The 17896-nt window shown below is 68.5% G+C and carries 26 protein-coding genes; 13 read left to right on the forward strand and 13 right to left on the reverse strand.

Annotated elements, in window-relative coordinates; translation table 11 throughout:
* Positions 1-59: 59 nt before the first annotated feature.
* The 3 genes from VB739_RS01040 to VB739_RS01050 are packed head-to-tail and all read right to left on the reverse strand — an operon-like array spanning position 60 to position 2504.
* Positions 60-734, reverse strand: a complete 675-nt coding sequence (locus VB739_RS01040; protein WP_323355295.1) for a DoxX family protein — start codon at positions 732-734, stop codon at positions 60-62.
* A 32-nt stretch (positions 735-766) separates the two neighbouring features.
* Complete coding sequence (locus VB739_RS01045; protein WP_323355296.1) at positions 767-2344, reverse strand: FAD-binding domain-containing protein; 1578 nt, start codon at positions 2342-2344, stop codon at positions 767-769.
* Positions 2345-2366: 22 nt separating this feature from the next.
* Positions 2367-2504, reverse strand: a complete 138-nt coding sequence (locus tag VB739_RS01050) for a hypothetical protein (RefSeq protein ID WP_323355297.1) — start codon at positions 2502-2504, stop codon at positions 2367-2369.
* Between the two features lie 168 nt (positions 2505-2672).
* Between VB739_RS01050 and VB739_RS01055 the strand changes: the two genes are divergently transcribed.
* From VB739_RS01055 to VB739_RS01065, 3 genes are all read left to right on the forward strand, one after another.
* Positions 2673-2933 carry a hypothetical protein gene (locus VB739_RS01055; protein ID WP_323355298.1) on the forward strand — a complete coding sequence of 87 codons (261 nt, stop codon included), beginning with the start codon at positions 2673-2675 and terminating at the stop codon, positions 2931-2933.
* Between the two features lie 63 nt (positions 2934-2996).
* Entirely contained in the window at positions 2997-3140 is a 144-nt protein-coding gene (locus VB739_RS01060) for a chlorophyll a/b-binding protein (protein WP_216909860.1), read from the forward strand.
* A gap of 82 nt (positions 3141-3222) precedes the next feature.
* Positions 3223-3999, forward strand: a complete 777-nt coding sequence (locus VB739_RS01065; RefSeq protein ID WP_323355299.1) for a hypothetical protein — start codon at positions 3223-3225, stop codon at positions 3997-3999.
* An 8-nt stretch (positions 4000-4007) separates the two neighbouring features.
* On the opposite strand, the gene VB739_RS01070 is transcribed toward VB739_RS01065, so the two are convergent.
* The 3 genes from VB739_RS01070 to VB739_RS01080 form a co-directional block, all read right to left on the reverse strand.
* The gene (locus tag VB739_RS01070) at positions 4008-4220 is read right to left on the reverse strand and encodes a hypothetical protein (protein ID WP_323355300.1); all 213 of its coding nucleotides are present in this window, start codon (positions 4218-4220) and stop codon (positions 4008-4010) included.
* Positions 4221-4289: 69 nt separating this feature from the next.
* On the reverse strand, positions 4290-4871 hold the full coding sequence (locus VB739_RS01075) for a pyridoxamine 5'-phosphate oxidase (protein WP_323355301.1): 582 nt from the start codon (positions 4869-4871) through the stop codon (positions 4290-4292).
* Positions 4872-4892: 21 nt separating this feature from the next.
* Complete coding sequence (locus VB739_RS01080) at positions 4893-5546, reverse strand: class I SAM-dependent methyltransferase (protein WP_323355302.1); 654 nt, start codon at positions 5544-5546, stop codon at positions 4893-4895.
* Between the two features lie 66 nt (positions 5547-5612).
* Between VB739_RS01080 and VB739_RS01085 the strand changes: the two genes are divergently transcribed.
* Positions 5613-6005 carry a VOC family protein gene (locus VB739_RS01085; protein ID WP_323355303.1) on the forward strand — a complete coding sequence of 131 codons (393 nt, stop codon included), beginning with the start codon at positions 5613-5615 and terminating at the stop codon, positions 6003-6005.
* Here the strand turns inward: VB739_RS01085 and VB739_RS01090 are convergent.
* The 5 genes from VB739_RS01090 to VB739_RS01110 are packed head-to-tail and all read right to left on the reverse strand — an operon-like array spanning position 5992 to position 9807.
* Positions 5992-6867 (reverse strand): PfkB family carbohydrate kinase, encoded by an 876-nt coding sequence (locus tag VB739_RS01090; RefSeq protein ID WP_323355304.1) that lies wholly within the window; start codon positions 6865-6867, stop codon positions 5992-5994. The genes VB739_RS01085 and VB739_RS01090 overlap by 14 nt on opposite strands.
* Complete coding sequence (locus tag VB739_RS01095) at positions 6868-7656, reverse strand: ABC transporter permease (RefSeq protein ID WP_323355305.1); 789 nt, start codon at positions 7654-7656, stop codon at positions 6868-6870.
* Positions 7656-8468, reverse strand: a complete 813-nt coding sequence (locus tag VB739_RS01100) for an ABC transporter permease (RefSeq protein WP_323355306.1) — start codon at positions 8466-8468, stop codon at positions 7656-7658. The genes VB739_RS01095 and VB739_RS01100 overlap by 1 nt, the downstream gene beginning before the upstream one ends.
* Complete coding sequence (locus VB739_RS01105) at positions 8465-9463, reverse strand: ABC transporter ATP-binding protein (protein ID WP_416233283.1); 999 nt, start codon at positions 9461-9463, stop codon at positions 8465-8467. The genes VB739_RS01100 and VB739_RS01105 overlap by 4 nt, the downstream gene beginning before the upstream one ends.
* A 59-nt stretch (positions 9464-9522) precedes the next feature.
* Complete coding sequence (locus VB739_RS01110) at positions 9523-9807, reverse strand: galactose oxidase (protein WP_323355307.1); 285 nt, start codon at positions 9805-9807, stop codon at positions 9523-9525.
* Positions 9808-10037: 230 nt separating this feature from the next.
* Between VB739_RS01110 and VB739_RS01115 the strand changes: the two genes are divergently transcribed.
* From VB739_RS01115 to VB739_RS01150, 8 genes are all read left to right on the forward strand, one after another.
* A complete protein-coding gene (locus tag VB739_RS01115) occupies positions 10038-10865 on the forward strand; it encodes a transglutaminase family protein (RefSeq protein WP_323355308.1) in 828 nt (275 codons plus the stop codon).
* Between the two features lie 203 nt (positions 10866-11068).
* Entirely contained in the window at positions 11069-11383 is a 315-nt protein-coding gene (locus VB739_RS01120) for a hypothetical protein (protein ID WP_323355309.1), read from the forward strand.
* A 73-nt stretch (positions 11384-11456) separates the two neighbouring features.
* Positions 11457-12224, forward strand: coding sequence for a phycobilisome rod-core linker polypeptide (locus VB739_RS01125; RefSeq protein WP_323355310.1), 768 nt, complete (start codon positions 11457-11459; stop codon positions 12222-12224).
* 191 nt (positions 12225-12415) lie between these two features.
* Positions 12416-13372: an orange carotenoid-binding protein gene (locus VB739_RS01130; protein ID WP_094586980.1), complete on the forward strand. Its 957-nt coding sequence runs from the start codon at positions 12416-12418 to the stop codon at positions 13370-13372.
* An 83-nt stretch (positions 13373-13455) separates the two neighbouring features.
* Entirely contained in the window at positions 13456-14220 is a 765-nt protein-coding gene (locus VB739_RS01135) for a fatty acid desaturase (protein ID WP_323355311.1), read from the forward strand.
* Positions 14221-14245: 25 nt separating this feature from the next.
* Positions 14246-14572: a hypothetical protein gene (locus tag VB739_RS01140; protein ID WP_015108481.1), complete on the forward strand. Its 327-nt coding sequence runs from the start codon at positions 14246-14248 to the stop codon at positions 14570-14572.
* Positions 14573-14794: 222 nt separating this feature from the next.
* The gene (locus tag VB739_RS01145) at positions 14795-15136 is read left to right on the forward strand and encodes an RNA recognition motif domain-containing protein (protein WP_094586978.1); all 342 of its coding nucleotides are present in this window, start codon (positions 14795-14797) and stop codon (positions 15134-15136) included.
* A 191-nt stretch (positions 15137-15327) separates the two neighbouring features.
* Positions 15328-15540 carry a hypothetical protein gene (locus VB739_RS01150; RefSeq protein ID WP_323355312.1) on the forward strand — a complete coding sequence of 71 codons (213 nt, stop codon included), beginning with the start codon at positions 15328-15330 and terminating at the stop codon, positions 15538-15540.
* Here VB739_RS01150 and VB739_RS01155 read toward each other — a convergent pair.
* Together VB739_RS01155 and VB739_RS01160 are read right to left on the reverse strand one after the other, a co-directional pair.
* A complete protein-coding gene (locus tag VB739_RS01155; protein ID WP_094586974.1) occupies positions 15519-16412 on the reverse strand; it encodes a transglutaminase family protein in 894 nt (297 codons plus the stop codon). The genes VB739_RS01150 and VB739_RS01155 overlap by 22 nt on opposite strands.
* Positions 16413-16415: 3 nt before the next feature.
* On the reverse strand, positions 16416-16790 hold the full coding sequence (locus VB739_RS01160) for a hypothetical protein (RefSeq protein ID WP_094586972.1): 375 nt from the start codon (positions 16788-16790) through the stop codon (positions 16416-16418).
* A gap of 232 nt (positions 16791-17022) precedes the next feature.
* Between VB739_RS01160 and VB739_RS01165 the strand changes: the two genes are divergently transcribed.
* A complete protein-coding gene (locus tag VB739_RS01165) occupies positions 17023-17892 on the forward strand; it encodes a bile acid:sodium symporter (RefSeq protein WP_323355313.1) in 870 nt (289 codons plus the stop codon).
* Positions 17893-17896 lie beyond the last annotated feature (4 nt).

Consider the following 17896-nt stretch of genomic DNA (forward strand, 5'->3'; position numbering starts at 1 on the left):
AGTCAAGCCTGCCACAGGTGAACCAGGAGATCTGGCCTCCCGGGGCGGTCGAGCTTCGCTCAGCTGGCTTCGGGCACCAGGTCGTAGGAGGAGGCCGTGGCGCTGGTGCTCGGGGACTGCGCGGCAGGGTCAACGGAGTCGTCAACCAATCCGGCCACGATGCCGGCATCAAAGGAATAGCGACCCGGGCCGAGCAGGAGCAGGGCCAGGCTGCCGCCCAGATAGAGCACCACCAGCTCCAGCACATAGATGTTGAGCCCGCTGGTGAGGATGTGGTGGTAGGCGGCCACGGTCATCGTTCCGGTGAGGGCCAGGGCCCCGAGGGGCGACAGCAGCCCGAGAATCAGCAGCCAGCTGCCCAGGATCTCGGAATAACCCGCCACGTAGGCGAGGAACAACGGGAAGGGCAGGTGCAGGGGCACCACATAGTTGTCGGCGAAGGACTGGGGATCGCCCAGCTTGTCCTGGCCGTGGTGGATCATCATCGCGCCGATCGCCAGGCGCAGAATCAGCAGTCCGATGTTGGCCAGGCGGCCCTCCCGCAGGAGATAGGACTGCAGGCCCCGGCGTGCATTGGCGGTGATGGCCGCGCCTGGAGACGCTGCAATCACACTCTCCTCCTCTCTGACGGGCACTGCAGCGGTGGCGGTGGGGCGGTTGAGGGCGAGCATCCACAGGGCGATGAACGCGGTGAAGAAGCCCGCGAAGATCTCGAGCAGCAGGGTGGTGGTCATGGCGGCAGGGGAATTATGAAGATTCTGTCGCTTCAGGTAACGGAACGTGAAGCAGGTTCCAGGCCCAGATCCAGGCAGAGCTGGCCGTCGGCGATCCGCTGGCGCCGGCGGCGGCCGCCCCTGCCGGTGGAGGCCAGGCCGGATCGCCTGGAGCCATGCCGTTCCTGGATCGCGTCCGCCGCTGCACCGAAGCCCGGTTGGCGCCGCAGGCCCCAGAGCTGTTCCCTGGCCTCCCGGGCGGCGGCGGCCACATCCACGATCGGGGCCGGGTAGTCGAGGCCGATGCGGCAGCCGCAGGCCGCCTGGGTGGCTGGATCCATCCGCCAGGGCTCATGGCGCCAGATGGCCGGCACCGCCGCCAGCTCGGGTAGCCAGCGCCCCAGAAACAGGCCGTCCGGATCGTGGTCGAGGCCCTGTTTGACCGGGTTGTAGATCCGGATCGTGTTGATGCCCGTGGTGCCGCTCTGCATCTGACACTGGCTCCAGTGGATGCCGGGCTCGTAGTCCACAAACTGGCGAGCCAGGTGCAGGCCGCTGTCGCGCCAGTCGATCCAGAGGTGATGGCTGGCGAAGGACAGCAGCATCGCCCGCATGCGGAAGTTGATCCAGCCGCTGTGGTGCAGGGCCCGCATGCAGGCATCCACGAACGGCACGCCGGTGCGCCCCTCGCTCCAGGCCGCCAGCCGCTCGGGATCGGTGCGACGCAGGCCCCGGGAGGCGGGATGGAGCTCCAGGATCTCGATCGAGGGCTGGCGTTCCAGCTTCTGGATGAAATGGCAGTGCCAGTGCAGGCGCGAGAGGAAGGCGTCCAGCGCCCGGGGCCAGCCGGCGCTGGCGTGAGCCGGCAGCGTCGCCAGGGCCAACCGGCGGGCGCGGGCCTCCTGCACCACCTCCCCCATCGACAGGGTGCCCCAGGCCAGGTGGGGCGAGAGCCGCGAACAGGCGTCAAAGGCGGTCAGGGGACTGGAAAGTCGGCGGTGGTAGCCGCGTCCCCGTTGGCGCAGGAATCCCTCCAGCAGTTCCCGTCCGGCCCGGCGGCCGCCTCGCTGCCGCGCGGGGCAGGGGTCCGCCGCCAGTCCCAGATCACGGGCGGTGGGCAGGGCCCGCGCGGCGATCCCGACCAGCGGGGTCAGGGTGGTGGGAGGGGCCAGCAGGGGTTCGGCCATGCGTTGCTCCCAGGCCCGGGCCCAGCCGCGGCGATCCTGCAAGCCCCGGATCACGCCGAAGCTGGCGCATTCCTGCCAGGGGATCCCCCGATCCCTGGCCCAGGCGGCCACCCGGCGGTCCCGCTCGTAGGTCCAGAGGTTGCCGGTTTCCTGGTGGCTCCACAGCCCATCGATGCCATGGCGGCGATGGGCGGCCTCCAGCACGGCCACCACCTCGCCAACACGGACCACCAGAGGCTGGCCCAGGTCGGCTAGAGCCTCTGCCAACTCCTGCAGCGCCTCGCGGCAGAAGGTCCACTGCCGGGCTGAAGCGTCCGGGCGTTGCCAAAGCTCCGGTTCCACGACGTAGAGGGGCAGCACCGGGCCGCGTCGCGCCGCCTCCACCAGAGGGCGGTGGTCGTGAAGGCGCAGATCGCGCTTGAACCAGACCACCTGCAGCGCCATCGACGCAGGCTAGGAAGACCGCTCAGCGCTTCGGCAGGTCGCTGGGCCTCAGCACCACCACCACGACCCCCACCACCACCATCAGTGTCAGCACCGCTGCCCCGGCCAGGGGCAGCATCGTTTCCGTCTCCATGCGCGTCTCCGACGACTGAACCTTCATCCTGCCCCTGAGCCCAGGTGCACAGGCAAAAAAAAGGACGGGTCAGCGAACCCGTCCCCGAAGAACGTCTTAAGAATTGTAAAGGACCGACCCCCACGGGCGATTCATCGCCACTTCCGCGGTCTCCGCTCCCGCGCGCCAGGATGTTTACGTTCCGTTACATCAGCCATGACGGTCGGCGAGCTCTACCTGGAATCCCTGGCCACCGGGATCATCACCCCCACCGAACTCTCCTGGCTCACCCATGGGCAGGACCGTTTTTCCCGTCTGGAGGAAGCCACTGCCCTGAGGCTCGGTCGTCTGCTCGATCAGGGCGACATCCAGCTGGGCTGCCGCCTGGTGTCTGCCGACACCGCGGCCCCCGAGGAGCCCACCCCAGGCGTCCTCGAGGAATGGATCGAGCCCCTGGGTCGTCAACGGCATCGCTGACGACAGTCACAACGCTTCACGATCGTTTACACTCCCTTCAAGTTTCGCAAACAAACTCCTTCCATGACCGACTCCACCACCCGCTTCGGCTTCGTCGCTTTCGCTGAAACCTGGAACGGCCGTCTCGCCATGCTCGGTTTCGTGATCGGCCTCGGCACCGAAATCCTCACCGGCCAAGGCATCCTTGCCCAGATCGGCCTCGGCTGATTCACGGGAAGGTTCGCCTGCCTCAGCCCGGGTGGTTCTGCCATCCGGGCTTTGATGTCTGCAGCGTTCACCCCGATCCGCCATGGCGCACGCTCTTGTCTTTGTCCTGGCCCCAGACGGTGCCCTGCCCGGCGATGGCGCCTCCTGGGCCGATCTCCTGGCGGCCCAACGCCTTGGCATCGGAAGTGGCATTGCCCTGCGCATGTTCCGCACAGCGACGCCACCCGAGCTGAGCCTTGATGAGCTGGTCGCTTCGGGTCAGGCCAACGTCAGCGGTGCCGATCCGTTCGTGCCCCTCCGCACCGATCCCTGCCAGGAAGATTCCACCTCCTCCGCGGAGACGGGCTCCGTCCGCCGACTGATCTGTGATGCCCTGGTGCCCCACTTGGAGCCTCGCTCCCTCTGGCTCGGCGCCTATGAGCTCAGCGGTCCTGAGCGTCAGGAACGCACCGGCCACCCGGCGGATGGCCTGGCCATCACGTCGATACGCTGTCTCGACCAGTTTTCCCTGCGAGACGCCGATAACGAAACCTGCTGGTTCTATCCCACCGAAAACGGCGATTATCTCTGCTGGGAAAACCAGCGTTCGCTTGAGCTCTCCCCCGGCTATCCCGCCGATCCGTGCATCCAGGAGCAGAGCATTCCCTACGAGCGCAGCGACCTGAGGCTGCTCTGGTCGCTGATGGCCGACGATCAGGCCTTGACCTGTGTTGGTCTGACCTACCAAAGCCGCCGCATCGAATGGCCGGTGACCGCCTGTGATCCCGAGCCCTTTGCCACCTGGACCTCCTTTCGGGTCGACAGCATGGCGGATGACAATTACCGGGAAACGTCCAGCATCACGGTGTTCTCTGGCTGAAGGTCCCTTCAGCTGGCCTGTTCGTAGAGCTGTTCAAGCCGTTCGCGACTGAGGTCCACATACAGCACTTCTTCGCCCGGGGCGGGGGCTTCGGGATGGGAGGGCCGCTTGGCCGGCATGGTCGAAGCGCTGCGCAGGTTCTGGGTCATCAGGGCAAAGGCGCCGCCAGCGATCACCGCGAAGCTGACCATGTAAACGATGGGGAACAGGGCTTCCAGCATGGGTCTCTCGCTTTGTCCCAGGCTAATGTGAAGATCTGTTAAACGTGGGCGACGCTTCGGCGTGAAGCCTCACGGATTGAGCCTTTCCTCTTGCCAGCCGTTGGCGGCTCGCCAGCAGCGGCGCCGGTGCGGATGACCCAGCAGCTCCAGCAGCTCCACCCGCTGCAGCTGCACCCGCAGCAGCTCGAAGTGCTCCGGCCTTGGCGCGCCGTCTTGAAGTTCCCGCGGGAACGGGGCTTCGGCCTGCAGCGGGTCCCCTGGCGTCGGCCAGCCCCAGAGAGCCCGGCCCCTGGGCGTGAGAGCCTGCCAGTGGCGATCCAGGGCCTGCCGTTCCTCTTCACCACCTAGCGGGAGCCGATGCCCCCTGAGGCGGAACTGGCAGCGGGCCTTGGGCAGCACCCAGCAAAGTTCCAGCGGTGCCAGCCCCTTCAGTTCGCCGCTTTTGGCACTGCGGCGGTCGGTGAGCAGGTCCAGGGCCGCTCCCCCGGCCCAGCAGCGGAACACCAGGGTGCGCACCCTCGGGGTGCCGTCCGCCGCCAGGCTGGCCAGCTGCAACCAGCGGGCCTGGGGAGACCGTCCCTGGCGCTCCAGCGCCCCGCGCAGCAGCGGGCGCCAAGGCGGCAGGGGTTCGTCCTGGGTTGGCGCGGGCATGGCGTCGGTCATGGGGCGGGCCTAGGGCGCAGGCTTTTCGGCCACCACGGCAAAGAACGGGTCCCCCTGTCCCCCCAGCCAGCCCTGGGGGCCCTCGGCCCGGGTCGCTTCGGCGATCAGCTGCGGGGCCGGCCAGCCCTGGGCCTGCAGCACCCGGCTGATGTAGGCGAGGTGATCCCTGTCGCTGCCGTCGGTCCAGACCTGGGGCGCCTTCTGGAAGAACATCCGGTTGGAGAAGGCCACGATCACCTGGCCGCAGGGGCGCACCACCCGCAGCAGTTCGGCCGCCACCGGTTCGGGCCGTTGCAGGTACTGCCAGCCCGCCACCATCAGCGCCGCATCCACGCTGGCGTCCGCCAGGGGAAGCCGCTGGTCCTGGTTGAGGTTCTGCAGCCAGTGCCGATCCAGGCGGGGGTTCGCCGCCAGCTCGGCCCCGTTGAGGCCATGGCCGATCACCTCCTCGTAGCGGATCTCCTCGGGCAGGTGACTCACCCAGCTGCTCATCAGATCCAGCACCACCGCACAGGGGGGGATCCGCTCGCGGTAAAGCGCCGTGAGCCGGCGGCGGAAAGCGCCGTCGAGGTGCTGCACGTAGCGCGGCTCCGCATAGAAGAGGGCGTCGTCGGTGCCGTCCAGCTTGCGCCGCTCCGCCTCGTTCAGCACCAGCACCGCCATGGCCCTCGGAAGTCCGATCTGCTGCCATGGTGGCGAATCGCGGCGCCCGAGGCGGCGCTTTCCGCCATGCCCCCTGCCCTTTCACCCCCCTTTCTGGTGCTGGCCGCCGACGACCCCGAGCGTCTGGCCGTCTTCTACGGCGCCCTGCTGGGGACGGACCCGCTGCGCGGGGTCAGCCCCAGCCACTGGCGTTTGCTGGGGCCAGGCGAGGGGCGGCTGGAGATCTACGCCCCGTCCCGCCGGCGTCCCCGTCCCCGCGGCGAGGGCCGGCTGGCCCTCTGCTTCTCCCGCCCGGCGGGGCAGAACCCGCCCCTGCAGGTGCTCAACGACTGGCTCACGACCGTCCTGCCCCTGGGGGCGGCACTGGTGGATCCGCCGCGGCAGGAACCCTTCGGCGCCGAGGCCTGGCTGGCCGATCCGGAGGCAAACCGGCTGCTGCTCCTGGTCAGCGCGGCCTGAGCTGCAGCTGGCTGGCGTAGGGTCCGCGGCCATCGAGGCAGGCGGCGCCGCAATGGGCCCCGAGGCTGATGGCGTCCTGGAGGTTCCAGCCGGCAGCCAGAGCCGTGGTGACACCGGCGGCGAAACTGTCGCCGGCGCCGTAGGCATCCAGCGCGGGCCCTCGGCGCGGCACGGCGGCATAGCGGCCGCCGGGGTTCAGCACCCCGCCCCTTTCGGCCTCGGTGCCGATGCGCAGCCGGGGCGCTGGATCGAGATCCCCTGACTGGTAGGCCTCGCCGGGGTCGGTGGCGCTGCCGATCAGGGCGTCGAGGCTCACCCCTGCCGCGTTCAGGGTCGGCAGGCGCACCCGAGGCGTGGCGGCCAGCACCCGGGCCCGCCGCGCCAGCCGCAGGCCAGCCGCATCGGTGGCCGTGACGAAGACGCCATCGGCCCCAGCCAGCCTCTGCCACGGCAGCCCATCGGCGGCGGTGGGCATCAGCCGCTCGCCGATCACCGTGATCGTGCGCTCGCCGCCGGCGTCGATGAAGGTGATTCCCCGCCGCGTCGGGGCCTCCCGCCAGGCGATGTGCAGCTCCAGCCCCAGCTCCTCAAGCTCAACGGCGGCCCGGCGGCCGAGGGCGTCGTCGCCCAGGGCGGTGAAGAACGGAATCCGCTGTCCCGTCAGACGGGCCATCTGCACGGCCACCACGGCGCCGCCACCGGCGGGGAGCTCACAGAAGTCGTCGGCGTGGAGGATCTCGCCGGCCGCCGGCAGATGGTGAACGCCGACGAAGCTCACCACCTCCACATGGCCCACCACCGCCAGGGCCAGCGGGGGCAGCTCCGGCAGCGCCGCCAGGGGCAGGGGGACGAGGGGCTCCATTCAGCTGGAGGCGGAGGTGTAGAAGCGCAGGGCGAACCGCCAGAACCAGCGGCTCACCACCACCGCGGCGATGGCCACCGCGCCGCCGGCCAGCAGCCAGGGGCCGGAGGCCCGACCCAGGATCGCCTCGGCCGGCACCGTGGTGAGGAAGGCCACCGGCACGATGAAGGTGAAGAAGGCCCGCAGGCCGGCCGGAAAGGCACTCACCGGAAAGCGGCCCGCCACCAGCACGCTGCGCAGCACCTCGGTGGCGTTCCAGATCTTCACGAACCAGATGCTGCTGGCCGCCAGCACGAACCAGAGGCTGTACAGGATCATCAGGCTGGCCACCAGCATCAGGGCCGCCCCCAGCAGGGTGAGGGGCGCCGGGGTGGCGCCGGCCTTCCAGGCGGCGTAGCCGATCAGGCCGGCCCCCAGGGCGATGCCGGGCAGGCCCCAGGGGGAGAAGGTGCGGGCCGAGAGCCAGAACTGGCTGTCGATCGGCTTGAGCAGGACGAAATCGAGGCTGCCGGTGCGCACGTGGGCCACGATCGTGCTGAGGTTGGGCTGCAGCAGGGTGCTGGTGATCCCCTCCAGCAGGGTGTACACCCCCAGCACCACCAGGGCCCCTTCCCAGCTCCAGCCCCCCAGGGACTGGCCCCGTCCATAGAACAGGGACAGCACGAAGATGCTGCCCACCAGATTGCCGGCCGTGGCCACCAGCTCGATCAGGAAGTTCGCCTGGTACTCCAGCTCGGCCGTCAACGAGGCGATCCAGAACACCCGCAGGGTGGTGAGATAGCGGCCCATCACGCCCCCATGGCCGAATAGTGGCGCAGGCCGCGCCGCCACAGCAGCAGGTTGATCGGCAGCAGCAGGGCGGCCCAGGCGGCCATGGCCGCGAAGCTCTGGAGCACCGGCACGGTCTCGCCGGCCAGGATCCTGGCGGGCACATCGACCATGTAGGGGAAGGGGGTCCAGAAGGCGAAGGCCCGCACCGACTCGGGATAGAGGGCCAGGGGGGCCACCAGACCGGAGAGATAGAGGTAGGGCAGATAGAGGAGGCGCTCCAGGGCGCTGGCCTTCTCGCTCCAGAAGCACACCATCGTCAGGGTGAACTGCATCAGGAAGCGCAGGGCGAAGGCGGCCAGGGTGGCCAGCACCGCCAGCAGCAGTGAGGGCAGCGAAGGCCACCAGAAGGCGGCGGGATAGAGAAGGAAGAACAGCCCCACCAGCATCGCCACGAAGGGGAGCCGGGTGGCCTGCTCCGAGAGGTGGGCGGCCACATAGCGCCACACCAGCGGCAGCGGCTGAAGCAGGTAAGGCGACAGGCGCCCGTTGAGGTTGTCCTCCTCGAAGGTGTACATCACCCAGACGATCGTGAACTGACGCACCACGAACGCCGACAGGAAGTAGCGGGCCAGCTGCAGGGAGCTCATCCCCAGCCCGCCGCCGGCATCGACGGCGCTCCACAGGCCCAGCATGATGAAGGGCAGCACCCCCGAGAGTGCCCAGAGGACGATCTCGGCCCGGTACTCGAGCATGTAGGCGTACTGGCTGGAGAGCAGTACGGCGGCGATGCGGCGGGCGTGCCCCAGCCGCTGGGGCAGGGGGCGTGTCATGCCAGGGCACCCTGATGGAACAGTCGGCCGATGATGTCCTCGATCGGCGGGTCGGACACCGATAGATCGACCACGGCCAGGTCGGCCAGTAGCCGTCCCACCTGTTCGGTGAGCCGCTCCCGCGGGATCAGCAGCCGCACCTCCCGGCCCTCGATCGCCTCCACCTCGCCGTAGCTGGCGAAGGCCCCGGCCCCCAGGGGAGCGTGCAGCTCCAGGCGCACCTCCCGGCAGGGCGCCAGGCGCTGGGTGAGCGTCTCGAGGCTGCCGTCGTAGAAGAGGCGGCCCTCGTGGATCAGCAGCACCCGCGGGCAGAGGGCGGTGATGTCGGCCATGTAGTGGCTGGTGAGCAGCACCGTGGCCCCGAAGCGGCGGTTGTAGTCGGCCAGAAAGGTGCGCACCCGGGCCTGGGCGTTCACATCCAGCCCCAGGGTGGGTTCATCCAGGAACAGCACCGCCGGGCGGTGCAGCAGGGCCGCCAGCAGCTCCGCCTTCATCCGCTGGCCGAGGGAGAGCTTGCGCACCGGCCGGCGCAGTTCGTCCCCCAGCTCGAGCATCTCCGCCAGCTCGGCGATGCGGCGGCGGCTTTCCGCCGGGGGGATGCCATAGACGGCCGCATTGACCCGCAGGGAATCCAGGGGCGGCAGATCCCAGATCAGCTGCTGCTTCTGGCCCATCACCAGGGTGATCTGACCCAGGAAGTCCGCCTCGCGGCGCTGGGGCTGGCAGCCGGCCACCTCCACCGTGCCGCTGGTGGGGTGGATCAGCCCCGTGAGCATCTTGAGGGTGGTGGTCTTGCCGGCGCCGTTGGCCCCCAGGAAGCCGACGAACTCGCCGGGCTCGATGGCGAAGCTGACGTCCTGAACGGCCGCGATCAGGCGCTCGCGGCGGTTCACGAAGTGACGCAGGGTGCCGGCCAGTCCGGGTTGCTTGTCGGCCACCCGGTACGTCTTGCCGAGGCCCTGCGCGCGGACGATGGCCATGCGGTCGGGGGCCATGCGGATGGGGGCGGGCAGGCCCACCCTATCGAGGGCCCCACCGCGTCCGGAGCCGCACCTCAGGCGGCCTCCGGGCACCAGCCGGCGCTGCGCTGCAGCGGCTCGAGCCAGCTCTGGCAGCGCTGGGTGAGATGGTCCCCGTGGCAGATCAGGGCCTGATGCCACTGGCAGCTCAGCAGGGGGATGCCGTCGGCGTCGGCGTGGTGACGGAACCACTGGCAGGTGAGGCAGACATGCCGGCTGCGGCTGGGGAGCAGCTGCTCCGGCCCCAGATAGGGCCAGGCGTCGGGCTCTCGAGAAGGGCGTGGAGCAGGGCCTGGGGCGGGGCCTGGGGCGGAGGTCATGGCCACGGAAAGCGGTACATCTGTACTAGCAGGAATCGTCACAGCCGGCCAGCGCCACCCAGTCGCAGCGGAACCGCTGCCCGACCGCAGCAGGGCAGCAGCGGGTTTTCGTTGCTGCGGCCACGCCACCGGGCCGGGTCACGGATTCACGTTCAAGACTCCCGCCACGGAAACCCTGCCGGGGGGCCACAATCGACCATCGGGGTCCCGCCGTTCGCCATGCCTTCGCCATGCTGATCCGGCTCGGTTGCGAACTGACCCTTTCCTGCTGGGCGCCGACGCCGGTGCTGGCCCTGGTCCATCCCCACGGCAGCCGCCTGGAGGACCGCCGCGGTCCCGAGCGGCTGCGACTGAGCCCCGACCGGATCGCCGAGGTGCTCACCGATGCGGATGGCAACCGTGCCTGCCGCTTCGTTGCCTCCAGCGGCAGCACGACCCTGGGCTTCGAGGTGGTGGTGGCCGACCCGGGCCTTCCCGATCCGGTGGCGCCGGAGGTGGGCGAGTGCCCGGTGGGGGCGTTGCCGATCGTCACCTACCCCTTCCTCAACCCCAGCCGCTACTGCGACACCGATCGCCTGGCCCAGGTCGCCTGGGGGCGCTTCGGCGGCGTCCGGCCGGGCTGGTCGCGGGTCCAGGCCATCTGCGACTGGGTGCACGAGCAGCTCCGCTTCGACTACGGCGCCGCCCGCAGCGACAAGACCGCCCACGACGCCCTGCGCGAGGGGCGCGGCGTCTGCCGCGATTTCGCCCATCTGGCCATCAGCCTCTGCCGTTGCCTCAACATCCCTGCCCGCTACTGCACCGGCTACCTGGGCTACACGGGCACCACACCCCTGCCCGAGCCGATCGACTACTCGGCCTGGTTCGAGGCATTCCTCGAGGATCGCTGGCACGTCTTCGACCCCCGTCACAATCGCCCCCGCATCGGCCGGGTGCTGATCGCCCGGGGGCGGGATGCGGCGGATGTGCCTTTCCTGCGCTCCTTCGGCGACCACCAGCTCACCGGCTTCCGCGTCATCACCGAGGAGCTGGCCACCCCCGGGGCTCCCTGCCCCTGACCGCGGCGAAGTGTGGAGAATTCATGCGCTGGGCCAGCCTGCCGTGCTTCGGCGGCAGAATCCCCCTCAGTTCAGGCGCCGTCGAACCCGTCGAACGGTTCCTGACAACAGCCCCAGACAACTGTCCCAGAAAGCCGTTGGCTGGGGCCGCAACCTGACGCACGCGACCTGGTTTTTTCTCCCTGACTCACGCGGATTGACCCATGGGCCTACGGATCGATGAAGCCACATTTCTGGAGCGAGCCCTGTCCCGATTCGGCGGCCGCTACGATTATTCGCAGATCAGCTACAAGAGCTACCGCAGCCCGGTCAAGATCCGCTGCCTGGAGCATCCTGTCCGGGAGATCGTGATCACGCCGGAGCGTCATCTCCAGACCACCGGCGGCTGCAAGTACTGCCTCAGAAACTACCGTAACCAGACCCTCGAACGGGTCCTGAGGTTGGACTGCGAGGCCATCGAGCGCCCCGCACCCCTGCCGGCGCCACCCGTGGCGGGACCGAAAAGTAAAGCTGTGTGAGGGATCCGGCCGGTTGCCCAAGGTCAGTTTTCTTGACGGTTATCTTTCCGGGTCATTCACCTTGAAACCCTCCATGGCCCTGCCTCTGCTCGCCGCCCGACCCTCGAGCCTCAACGCCAGGGTGCCGAGTTTCGCGATCGCCAGTGAGGAATCCCCCCGCCAGGCCGTTGCCACCCTGGAGACCCGCAAGCCCTCCGGAGACCGCCTCAGCCTCGACGTCCAGATCGAGCAGGCCTACCGCCAGATCTTCTTCCACGCCTTCAAGGTGGATCGGGAAGCGGTGCTGGAATCCCAGCTGCGCAGCGGACAGATCACCATGAGGGATTTCATCCGTGGGTTGCTGCTTTCCAGGCGATTCCGTGAGGGTTTCTATGATTGCAACAGCAACTACCGCCTGGTTGAACAACTGGTCGGCCGGGTTCTTGGGCGCCCGGTGTATGGCGAACAGGAACGGATCCGCTATTCGATCCTGATTGCGCAGCACGGGCTCGTGGCGCTGGTGGACACCCTGCTGGACTCGCCCGAGTACCTCGAGGCGTTCGGTTACGACACCGTGCCCTTCCAGCGCTCGCGGGTGCTGCCAGGCCGGGCCCAGGGCGAGCGCCCCTTCAACCAGCAGGCGCCCCGCTACGACGGCCGCTGGCGCGATGTCATCGCCAGCCGGGCGCCCCGCGGTGCCAACCCCTGGTCCCCCGGCACCCCCCGGCCCGCCTGGCTCGGGGAGCAGCCCTCGCCCCTGGCTCGCCAGATCTGGCAGGGGCTGGTCACCGCCGGTGGCTTCGCCATCACCGGCCTGGTCCTGTGGACCGCGGCGGCCATGCTCAGCACCGGAACGCCCTGAGTGTCTCCCGCCGGCAGGGATCGCCGGGAGGTCGTGATCCGCAGCACGGTGAGATGGATCTGAGTCCAACTTGCTGTGCTGACGGACACGAAATCGTGCTTTCCTTGGTTTCAGGTGGTCGCAACGCCGTCGCCGCCACCGCCATGCATTAGGATTTGTAAAGATTTCTTGACCTTCCGGAGGTGCCTGTCATGTTCACGCTCGAAAAAGCGACCCAGATCTTTCCGGATACCCTTTCGGCCGACGTGGTGCCGGCCCTCACCGCCCGCTTCAGCCTCCTGAGCGCCGAGGACCAGCTGGCCCTGATCTGGTTCGCTTACCTCGAGATGGGCAAGACCATCACCATCGCCGCCCCCGGTGCGGCCCGCATGCAGTTCGCCGAGCCGGTGCTCAACCGGATCAAGGCGATGACCTTCGCCGACCAGAGCCAGGTGATGGTGGATCTGGCCAACCGCTCCGACACCGACATCTGCCGCACCTACGCGATCTGGTCGGTCAACATCAAGCTCGGCTTCTGGTATCGCCTGGGTGAGTGGATGGAGGAGGGCATCGTCGCCCCCATCCCCGAGGGCTACCAGCTCTCCGCCAACGCCGCTTCGGTGCTGTCCTCGCTGAAGGGCATCGATGCGGGGCAGCAGATCACCGTGCTGCGCAACTTCGTCGTCGACATGGGCTTCGACCCCAGCAAGGTCGATGGCAGCGAGCGCATCGCCGAGCCGATCGTGCTGCCGACGGCCCCTGAGCAGCGCACCAGGGTCTCGATCGCCGGCGTCGACAACGCCACGATCCTTTCCTACATGGATCTGCTCAATGCCAACGACTTCGACCAGCTGATCCAGCTGTTCCTGCCCGACGGCGCCCTGCAGCCTCCCTTCCAGCGGCCCATCGTCGGCACCGACGCCATCCTGCGCTTCTTCCGCGAGGACTGCCAGAACCTCAAGCTGCTGCCCGAAACCGGCGTGAGCGAGCCCTCCGATGGAGGTTTCACCCAGATCAAGGTGACCGGAAAGGTGCAGACCCCCTGGTTCGGAGCCGGTGTCGGCATGAACGTGGCCTGGCGTTTCCTGCTCGATCCCGACAACAAGATCTACTTCGTGGCGATCGATCTGCTGGCCTCCCCCGCCGAACTGCTCAAGTTCGCCCGCTGAGAAGCCCGTTCACCCTCCCCGCGTCTGCGGGTCCCTTGACCGGGGAGGCCTCGGCCTCCCCGGTCACACTGGCTTGGGGAGGTATGGGACTCCTGCTGGGAGCGGGAATCTTCGGGGCCTGGCTGGCCACCCTGGTGCTGGCCCTGCTGGCTGAGCCTGCCGGCTGGACACCGGCGGCACTCGGGCTGGTGATCGCCCTGCGCACGCTCCTGCAGACGGGCCTGTTCATCCTCGGCCACGATGCGATGCACCGCACCCTTGTGCCGGGTCGTCAGCGGCTCAACGACGGCCTGGGTCGGCTGGCCCTGCTCCTCTACGCGGGCCTTCCCTACGCCCGCTGCCGCCGCCACCACCTGCGCCATCACCGCTTCCCGGGCAGCCGCCTGGATCCGGACTTCCGTCGGGCCATTGGTGACGGGGCCCTGCGCTGGTACGCCCGGTTCATGGGGAACTACCTCTCCCTGGGCCAGCTGGTCCTGCTTCTGGCCAGCTGGCTGGCCGTGGCGGGAGGCCTGATGCTGCTGGAGCCCCGGCAGGCGCTGGCCGTCCCCACCTTCTGGGTGCTGCCGCTGGTTCTCAGCTCGTTCCAGCTGTTTCTGTTCGGCACCTACCTTCCCCATCGCGGCGACGGATCCAGCCCCGCCGGCCGCCATGCGGTCAGAAGTCTGGGGTACCCCCACCTTCTCTCCCTGCTGGCTTGTTACCACTTCGGGTACCACCGGGAGCACCATGCCCACCCGGGGGTGCCCTGGTTCCGGCTGCCGCAGTTGCGGGGCCACGTTCCCCACCAGCACGGCCATGGTTACGGCCCCGCCGATGACTCGCGTCCGCTCAGGCCTGGGCGTTAACGTCCAAATTCAGCTGTTGAGACCCATGGTGAGTGCGGTATTGGAGTGGACGGATCAGGAGCAGCAGGTGGCACGCCGCGCCTTCGACAAGGCCCACTCCAGAGCCGCGATTGGCATCATCCGGGCCGTTCAGGCCCATGCGAGCCGCATGGACTCTGTGGAGGAATGCTGGAAACTGCATGACTTTCTCAGCATCCAGCGCCATGAAATCGAAGGGCGTTTCGATTTCCGCCTCCCCGGCCTGCTGTTCGTCTTCGCCAGCCTGGTGAAGGATGGTCTGCTCCAGGTCGAGGAACTTGAGGGACTCGAGCGGGACAAGCTCAACAAGATCACGGCGATGTCGCGGATGTGAGGGGGACGCAGCAGATCTGCTGCACGGCTCCGCTGGGATAGCCTCGCACGCCTGCTGTTGGCCTCCGCAGACGCCGCCCGGGCGGTCTTCCCGACCCGCTACGCCTGAGGTCCCGGCCCGCGGGGGCTGTAGGGTAGGGAAGATTCCAAGATTTCTCTCCAGCGAGCTCATCACTTTCTAAAAGGGCTGTCGAAGGATCGGTTCATAGTTTTTTTCAGGTTCATGACCATTTACATCGGAAATCTTTCCTTCGACGCCGAAGTGGAAGACGTGAAGAACCTTTTTGCCCAGTACGGCGAACTGCGCCAGTGCACCCTTCCCCTCGATCGCGACACGGGTCGCAAGCGCGGTTTCGCGTTCGTCGAGATGACCAACGACGCCGACGAGACCAAGGCCATCGATGATCTTCAGGACGTCGAGTGGATGGGCCGCAGCATCCGTGTGAACAAGGCCGAACCCCGCACCGGCGGTGGCGGTGGCGGCGGTCGCTCCGGTGGCGGCGGCGGCGGCTACGGCGGCGGTGGCGGTGGGTACGGCGGCGGCGGTGGCCGCAGCCGCTACTGAGTCATTGCCGGATTTCCGGGCCCTGGCGGGTACCGGTTTCCTGATCAACCGCCCCTGGCTCTCCAGGGGCGTTTTTTTTGGTCGGTTCGTTTTCGTCCCGCCGGTGCCGCCGCGTGTGGGGAGTCCGGCACGGATCGAAAGACACTCTGCTGCTGCGGCCTGTTGGCGTGGCCGGGGAGCAGATTGGGCCCATGAGTGATCCCAGCCCTCGCGGCCGGTACCGGGTCCGACCCGCCGACCAGAACGAGACCACCGTGCCCAACGAGGTGACCGGTCCGACCTTCGACCACCGCGACGAGGCGGAGCGGTATGCCCGCAGTCTGGTGCTCGCTCACCAGACCCCTGTGGTGGTGGAGAAGCTGGCGCCCGCCGGCTGCTGGCTTCAGCTCGGGATCATCGGCTGAGGCGGCGCCTCTAATCCCTCGATCTCGTCGGCGGCCTGCAGACGGATCAGGTAGGTCAGGCTGGAGCCCACGCCGGTGCCGCGGTAGCGGCCGCTGACCGGCGCCGCCAGATGGTGGTCGGGCGCGGCGGCCAGGACCAGGTGGCCATCGGCCACCGCTAGGCCCAGGCTGGGGTCGAATCCCCGCCAGCCGCCTCCGGGCAGATACACCTCCGCCCAGGCGTGCAGCTCGTGTTCGCTCACCTCGGGGGGATGGTGCATCGAGTAGCCGCTCACGAACCGCGCCGCCAGTCCCTGGCTGCGGCAGGCCACCACATAAAGCATGGCGGTGTCCCGGCAGGCCCCGGTGAGCGTGCGGAGGGTCTCGGCAGCATCCGTGGGCTCCCCCTCCAGCCGCCCCACATGGTGAAAGCCGTGGTGGATCTCATCGGCGAGGGCGCTGAGGAAGGCGGTGGCCGATCCGTCGACCCGGTCGGCGATGGCCTGGGCCCAGGCCCGCACCTCCGGATCGGCCCGATCCTGCAGACAGCCCGCCAGGGAGCGGGCCTCCGCCTCCGGGTAGCTCACTGGCAGGTGCTGGGCCTCCCGGTGGGTGACGATCCAGTCGTAGGGGTTGCTGCGCAGGGTTTCCACCAGCATGTCCACCGTGATCGTGAGCTGGTCCCGCTCCTGCTGGAACCAGGCCACCATCGCGTCGGTGCCATCGGGCTCCAGCACCCGGCTCAGCCCCGCCGGAGGCTCCTCCAGCCGCAGGTGGTGCTCGAGGATCCTCTGGCTGCCGTCCTGGCGGGGGGTGAGCCGCAGGGCCATCGGCTCGAGGAAGACGGGCCGGTCGTAGGTGTAGCTGAGGCGATGGTGGATGCGGAAGAACATCGCTCAGCCCATGGCCTCGCGCAGGACGTCCTGGAGGTCGTCATCGATGACGTAGGTGTGCAGCGGTGCCGTGTCCAGGTCTTCGACGAGGGGGAAGAAGCGGACGGAGAACCAGGCCTCGAAGAGTTCGAGGCTGCGGGGATGGGGCCAGCGGCTGCGGTCGCGGCACCAGAGGTCGAGCTCGGCGGCGAAGATCTGGCCGTAGCTGTCCAGCAGCCGGTCCTGGGCTTCCAGCTCGCTGTCGTAGGTGGGGATCAGGTAGAGGCTGTGGTCCTCCCCCAGCCCTTCCATGTCCTCACGGGTCCAGAACGGCCGGGTCCAGTCCACCATCGGCTGCCGGGGCGCCACCGCGATCGCGCAGCGGTTGAGAACGGCCATCGATGGAGTGTCTGTGGCTGCTTCAACGCTAGCGAGGCCGGGGAGAGGGGGCATGGGTGAAACCGTGGATCCGCGCCGCCCAACAGCGACACCTTCGTGACCATCGAGCAGTGCTCGATCGCCAGGGCGGTGAGCCACAGGATGATCGGTGCCGTCGCCGTTGCGACGTTGCCCTACGCAGGGTTGGCGCTCCGGGCCTTCGTAGCTCCTCCCTTCCCTTTCCCTGATCGCCATGGCCCAGGCCTCTGCCGCACTCGTCGGCCTCACCCTGTTCACGATCATGTTCGCCCTCGGCCTGGGGTTGCAGCTGGATGCGATCGCGCAGTTGCGCCACAGGCCCGCCCTGGTGATCCGCGTGCTGATCGGCTCCTGTGTGCTGGTGCCTCTGGTGGCGCTGGTGCTGATGAAGCTGCCCCTGAGCTTCGCCCTCTCTCCAGCGGCCCGCTTCGGCATTGCCTTGATGGCGGCCTGCCCGAGCGCCCCGCTCACCCTGCGAAAAGTCGGCAAGACGGGGGGCGACCGCCAGCTGGCGGCGCTGCTGCAGGCCTGCGCGGCCGTGGCCGCGATCGTTTCGATACCCCTGCTCGCTGATCTGTTCCGGGCCTCGTTCGGCATCGACGGCTGGGACATCGCCCCCCGGGACGTGGCCCTGCAGGTGGGCAAGGCCCAGGTGCTGCCGCTGCTGGCCGGCCTGCTGCTGCGTCGCTGGAAGCCCAATTGGGTGGCGTGGCTGGAGGGGCCGCTCGACAAGCTCGCCAACGGCCTGCTTCTGCTGCTGATCGTGCTCGTTCTGATCAAGGCCGGCCCCTTGCTGGTGCCGTTCGTGGCCTCCAACTGGCTGGCCCTGGGCTTCATGGCGGTGATGGTGGCCGCGGCCCTGGCCATCGGCTCCCTCACGGCTGGCCCGGAGCCTCGCGAGCGCATCACCGTGGCCCTGGTCACCTCGATGCGCAACCCGGGCCTGGCGTTGCTGTTCGCCACCACCCACGGCGCCGGGATGCCCGGCCTGAAGCTGGCCGTGCTGGCCTACCTGCTGGTCACCGTGCTGCTTTCGATTCCCTTCCTGCGCTGGCAGAAGGGTCTGCAGGGGGTGGCTTCTTGAGCAG

The sequence above is a fragment of the Cyanobium gracile UHCC 0281 genome (genome assembly GCF_034931305.1).
GTDB lineage: Bacteria > Cyanobacteriota > Cyanobacteriia > PCC-6307 > Cyanobiaceae > Cyanobium > Cyanobium gracile_A.

Excerpts from the sequence above, each read along its gene's own strand:
- VB739_RS01040 (WP_323355295.1), bottom strand. The coding sequence starts at position 734 with ATGACCACCACCCTGCTGCTCGAGATCTTCGCGGGCTTCTTCACCGCG.
- VB739_RS01045 (WP_323355296.1), bottom strand. The coding sequence starts at position 2,344 with ATGGCGCTGCAGGTGGTCTGGTTCAAGCGCGATCTGCGCCTTCACGAC.
- VB739_RS01050 (WP_323355297.1), bottom strand. The coding sequence starts at position 2,504 with ATGAAGGTTCAGTCGTCGGAGACGCGCATGGAGACGGAAACGATGCTG.
- VB739_RS01055 (WP_323355298.1), top strand. The coding sequence starts at position 2,673 with ATGACGGTCGGCGAGCTCTACCTGGAATCCCTGGCCACCGGGATCATC.
- VB739_RS01060 (WP_216909860.1), top strand. The coding sequence starts at position 2,997 with ATGACCGACTCCACCACCCGCTTCGGCTTCGTCGCTTTCGCTGAAACC.
- VB739_RS01065 (WP_323355299.1), top strand. The coding sequence starts at position 3,223 with ATGGCGCACGCTCTTGTCTTTGTCCTGGCCCCAGACGGTGCCCTGCCC.
- VB739_RS01070 (WP_323355300.1), bottom strand. The coding sequence starts at position 4,220 with ATGCTGGAAGCCCTGTTCCCCATCGTTTACATGGTCAGCTTCGCGGTG.
- VB739_RS01075 (WP_323355301.1), bottom strand. The coding sequence starts at position 4,871 with ATGCCCGCGCCAACCCAGGACGAACCCCTGCCGCCTTGGCGCCCGCTG.
- VB739_RS01080 (WP_323355302.1), bottom strand. The coding sequence starts at position 5,546 with ATGGCGGTGCTGGTGCTGAACGAGGCGGAGCGGCGCAAGCTGGACGGC.
- VB739_RS01085 (WP_323355303.1), top strand. The coding sequence starts at position 5,613 with ATGCCCCCTGCCCTTTCACCCCCCTTTCTGGTGCTGGCCGCCGACGAC.
- VB739_RS01090 (WP_323355304.1), bottom strand. The coding sequence starts at position 6,867 with ATGGAGCCCCTCGTCCCCCTGCCCCTGGCGGCGCTGCCGGAGCTGCCC.
- VB739_RS01095 (WP_323355305.1), bottom strand. The coding sequence starts at position 7,656 with ATGGGCCGCTATCTCACCACCCTGCGGGTGTTCTGGATCGCCTCGTTG.
- VB739_RS01100 (WP_323355306.1), bottom strand. The coding sequence starts at position 8,468 with ATGACACGCCCCCTGCCCCAGCGGCTGGGGCACGCCCGCCGCATCGCC.
- VB739_RS01105 (WP_416233283.1), bottom strand. The coding sequence starts at position 9,463 with ATGGCCCCCGACCGCATGGCCATCGTCCGCGCGCAGGGCCTCGGCAAG.
- VB739_RS01110 (WP_323355307.1), bottom strand. The coding sequence starts at position 9,807 with ATGACCTCCGCCCCAGGCCCCGCCCCAGGCCCTGCTCCACGCCCTTCT.
- VB739_RS01115 (WP_323355308.1), top strand. The coding sequence starts at position 10,038 with ATGCTGATCCGGCTCGGTTGCGAACTGACCCTTTCCTGCTGGGCGCCG.
- VB739_RS01120 (WP_323355309.1), top strand. The coding sequence starts at position 11,069 with ATGGGCCTACGGATCGATGAAGCCACATTTCTGGAGCGAGCCCTGTCC.
- VB739_RS01125 (WP_323355310.1), top strand. The coding sequence starts at position 11,457 with ATGGCCCTGCCTCTGCTCGCCGCCCGACCCTCGAGCCTCAACGCCAGG.
- VB739_RS01130 (WP_094586980.1), top strand. The coding sequence starts at position 12,416 with ATGTTCACGCTCGAAAAAGCGACCCAGATCTTTCCGGATACCCTTTCG.
- VB739_RS01135 (WP_323355311.1), top strand. The coding sequence starts at position 13,456 with ATGGGACTCCTGCTGGGAGCGGGAATCTTCGGGGCCTGGCTGGCCACC.
- VB739_RS01140 (WP_015108481.1), top strand. The coding sequence starts at position 14,246 with ATGGTGAGTGCGGTATTGGAGTGGACGGATCAGGAGCAGCAGGTGGCA.
- VB739_RS01145 (WP_094586978.1), top strand. The coding sequence starts at position 14,795 with ATGACCATTTACATCGGAAATCTTTCCTTCGACGCCGAAGTGGAAGAC.
- VB739_RS01150 (WP_323355312.1), top strand. The coding sequence starts at position 15,328 with ATGAGTGATCCCAGCCCTCGCGGCCGGTACCGGGTCCGACCCGCCGAC.
- VB739_RS01155 (WP_094586974.1), bottom strand. The coding sequence starts at position 16,412 with ATGTTCTTCCGCATCCACCATCGCCTCAGCTACACCTACGACCGGCCC.
- VB739_RS01160 (WP_094586972.1), bottom strand. The coding sequence starts at position 16,790 with ATGGCCGTTCTCAACCGCTGCGCGATCGCGGTGGCGCCCCGGCAGCCG.
- VB739_RS01165 (WP_323355313.1), top strand. The coding sequence starts at position 17,023 with ATGGCCCAGGCCTCTGCCGCACTCGTCGGCCTCACCCTGTTCACGATC.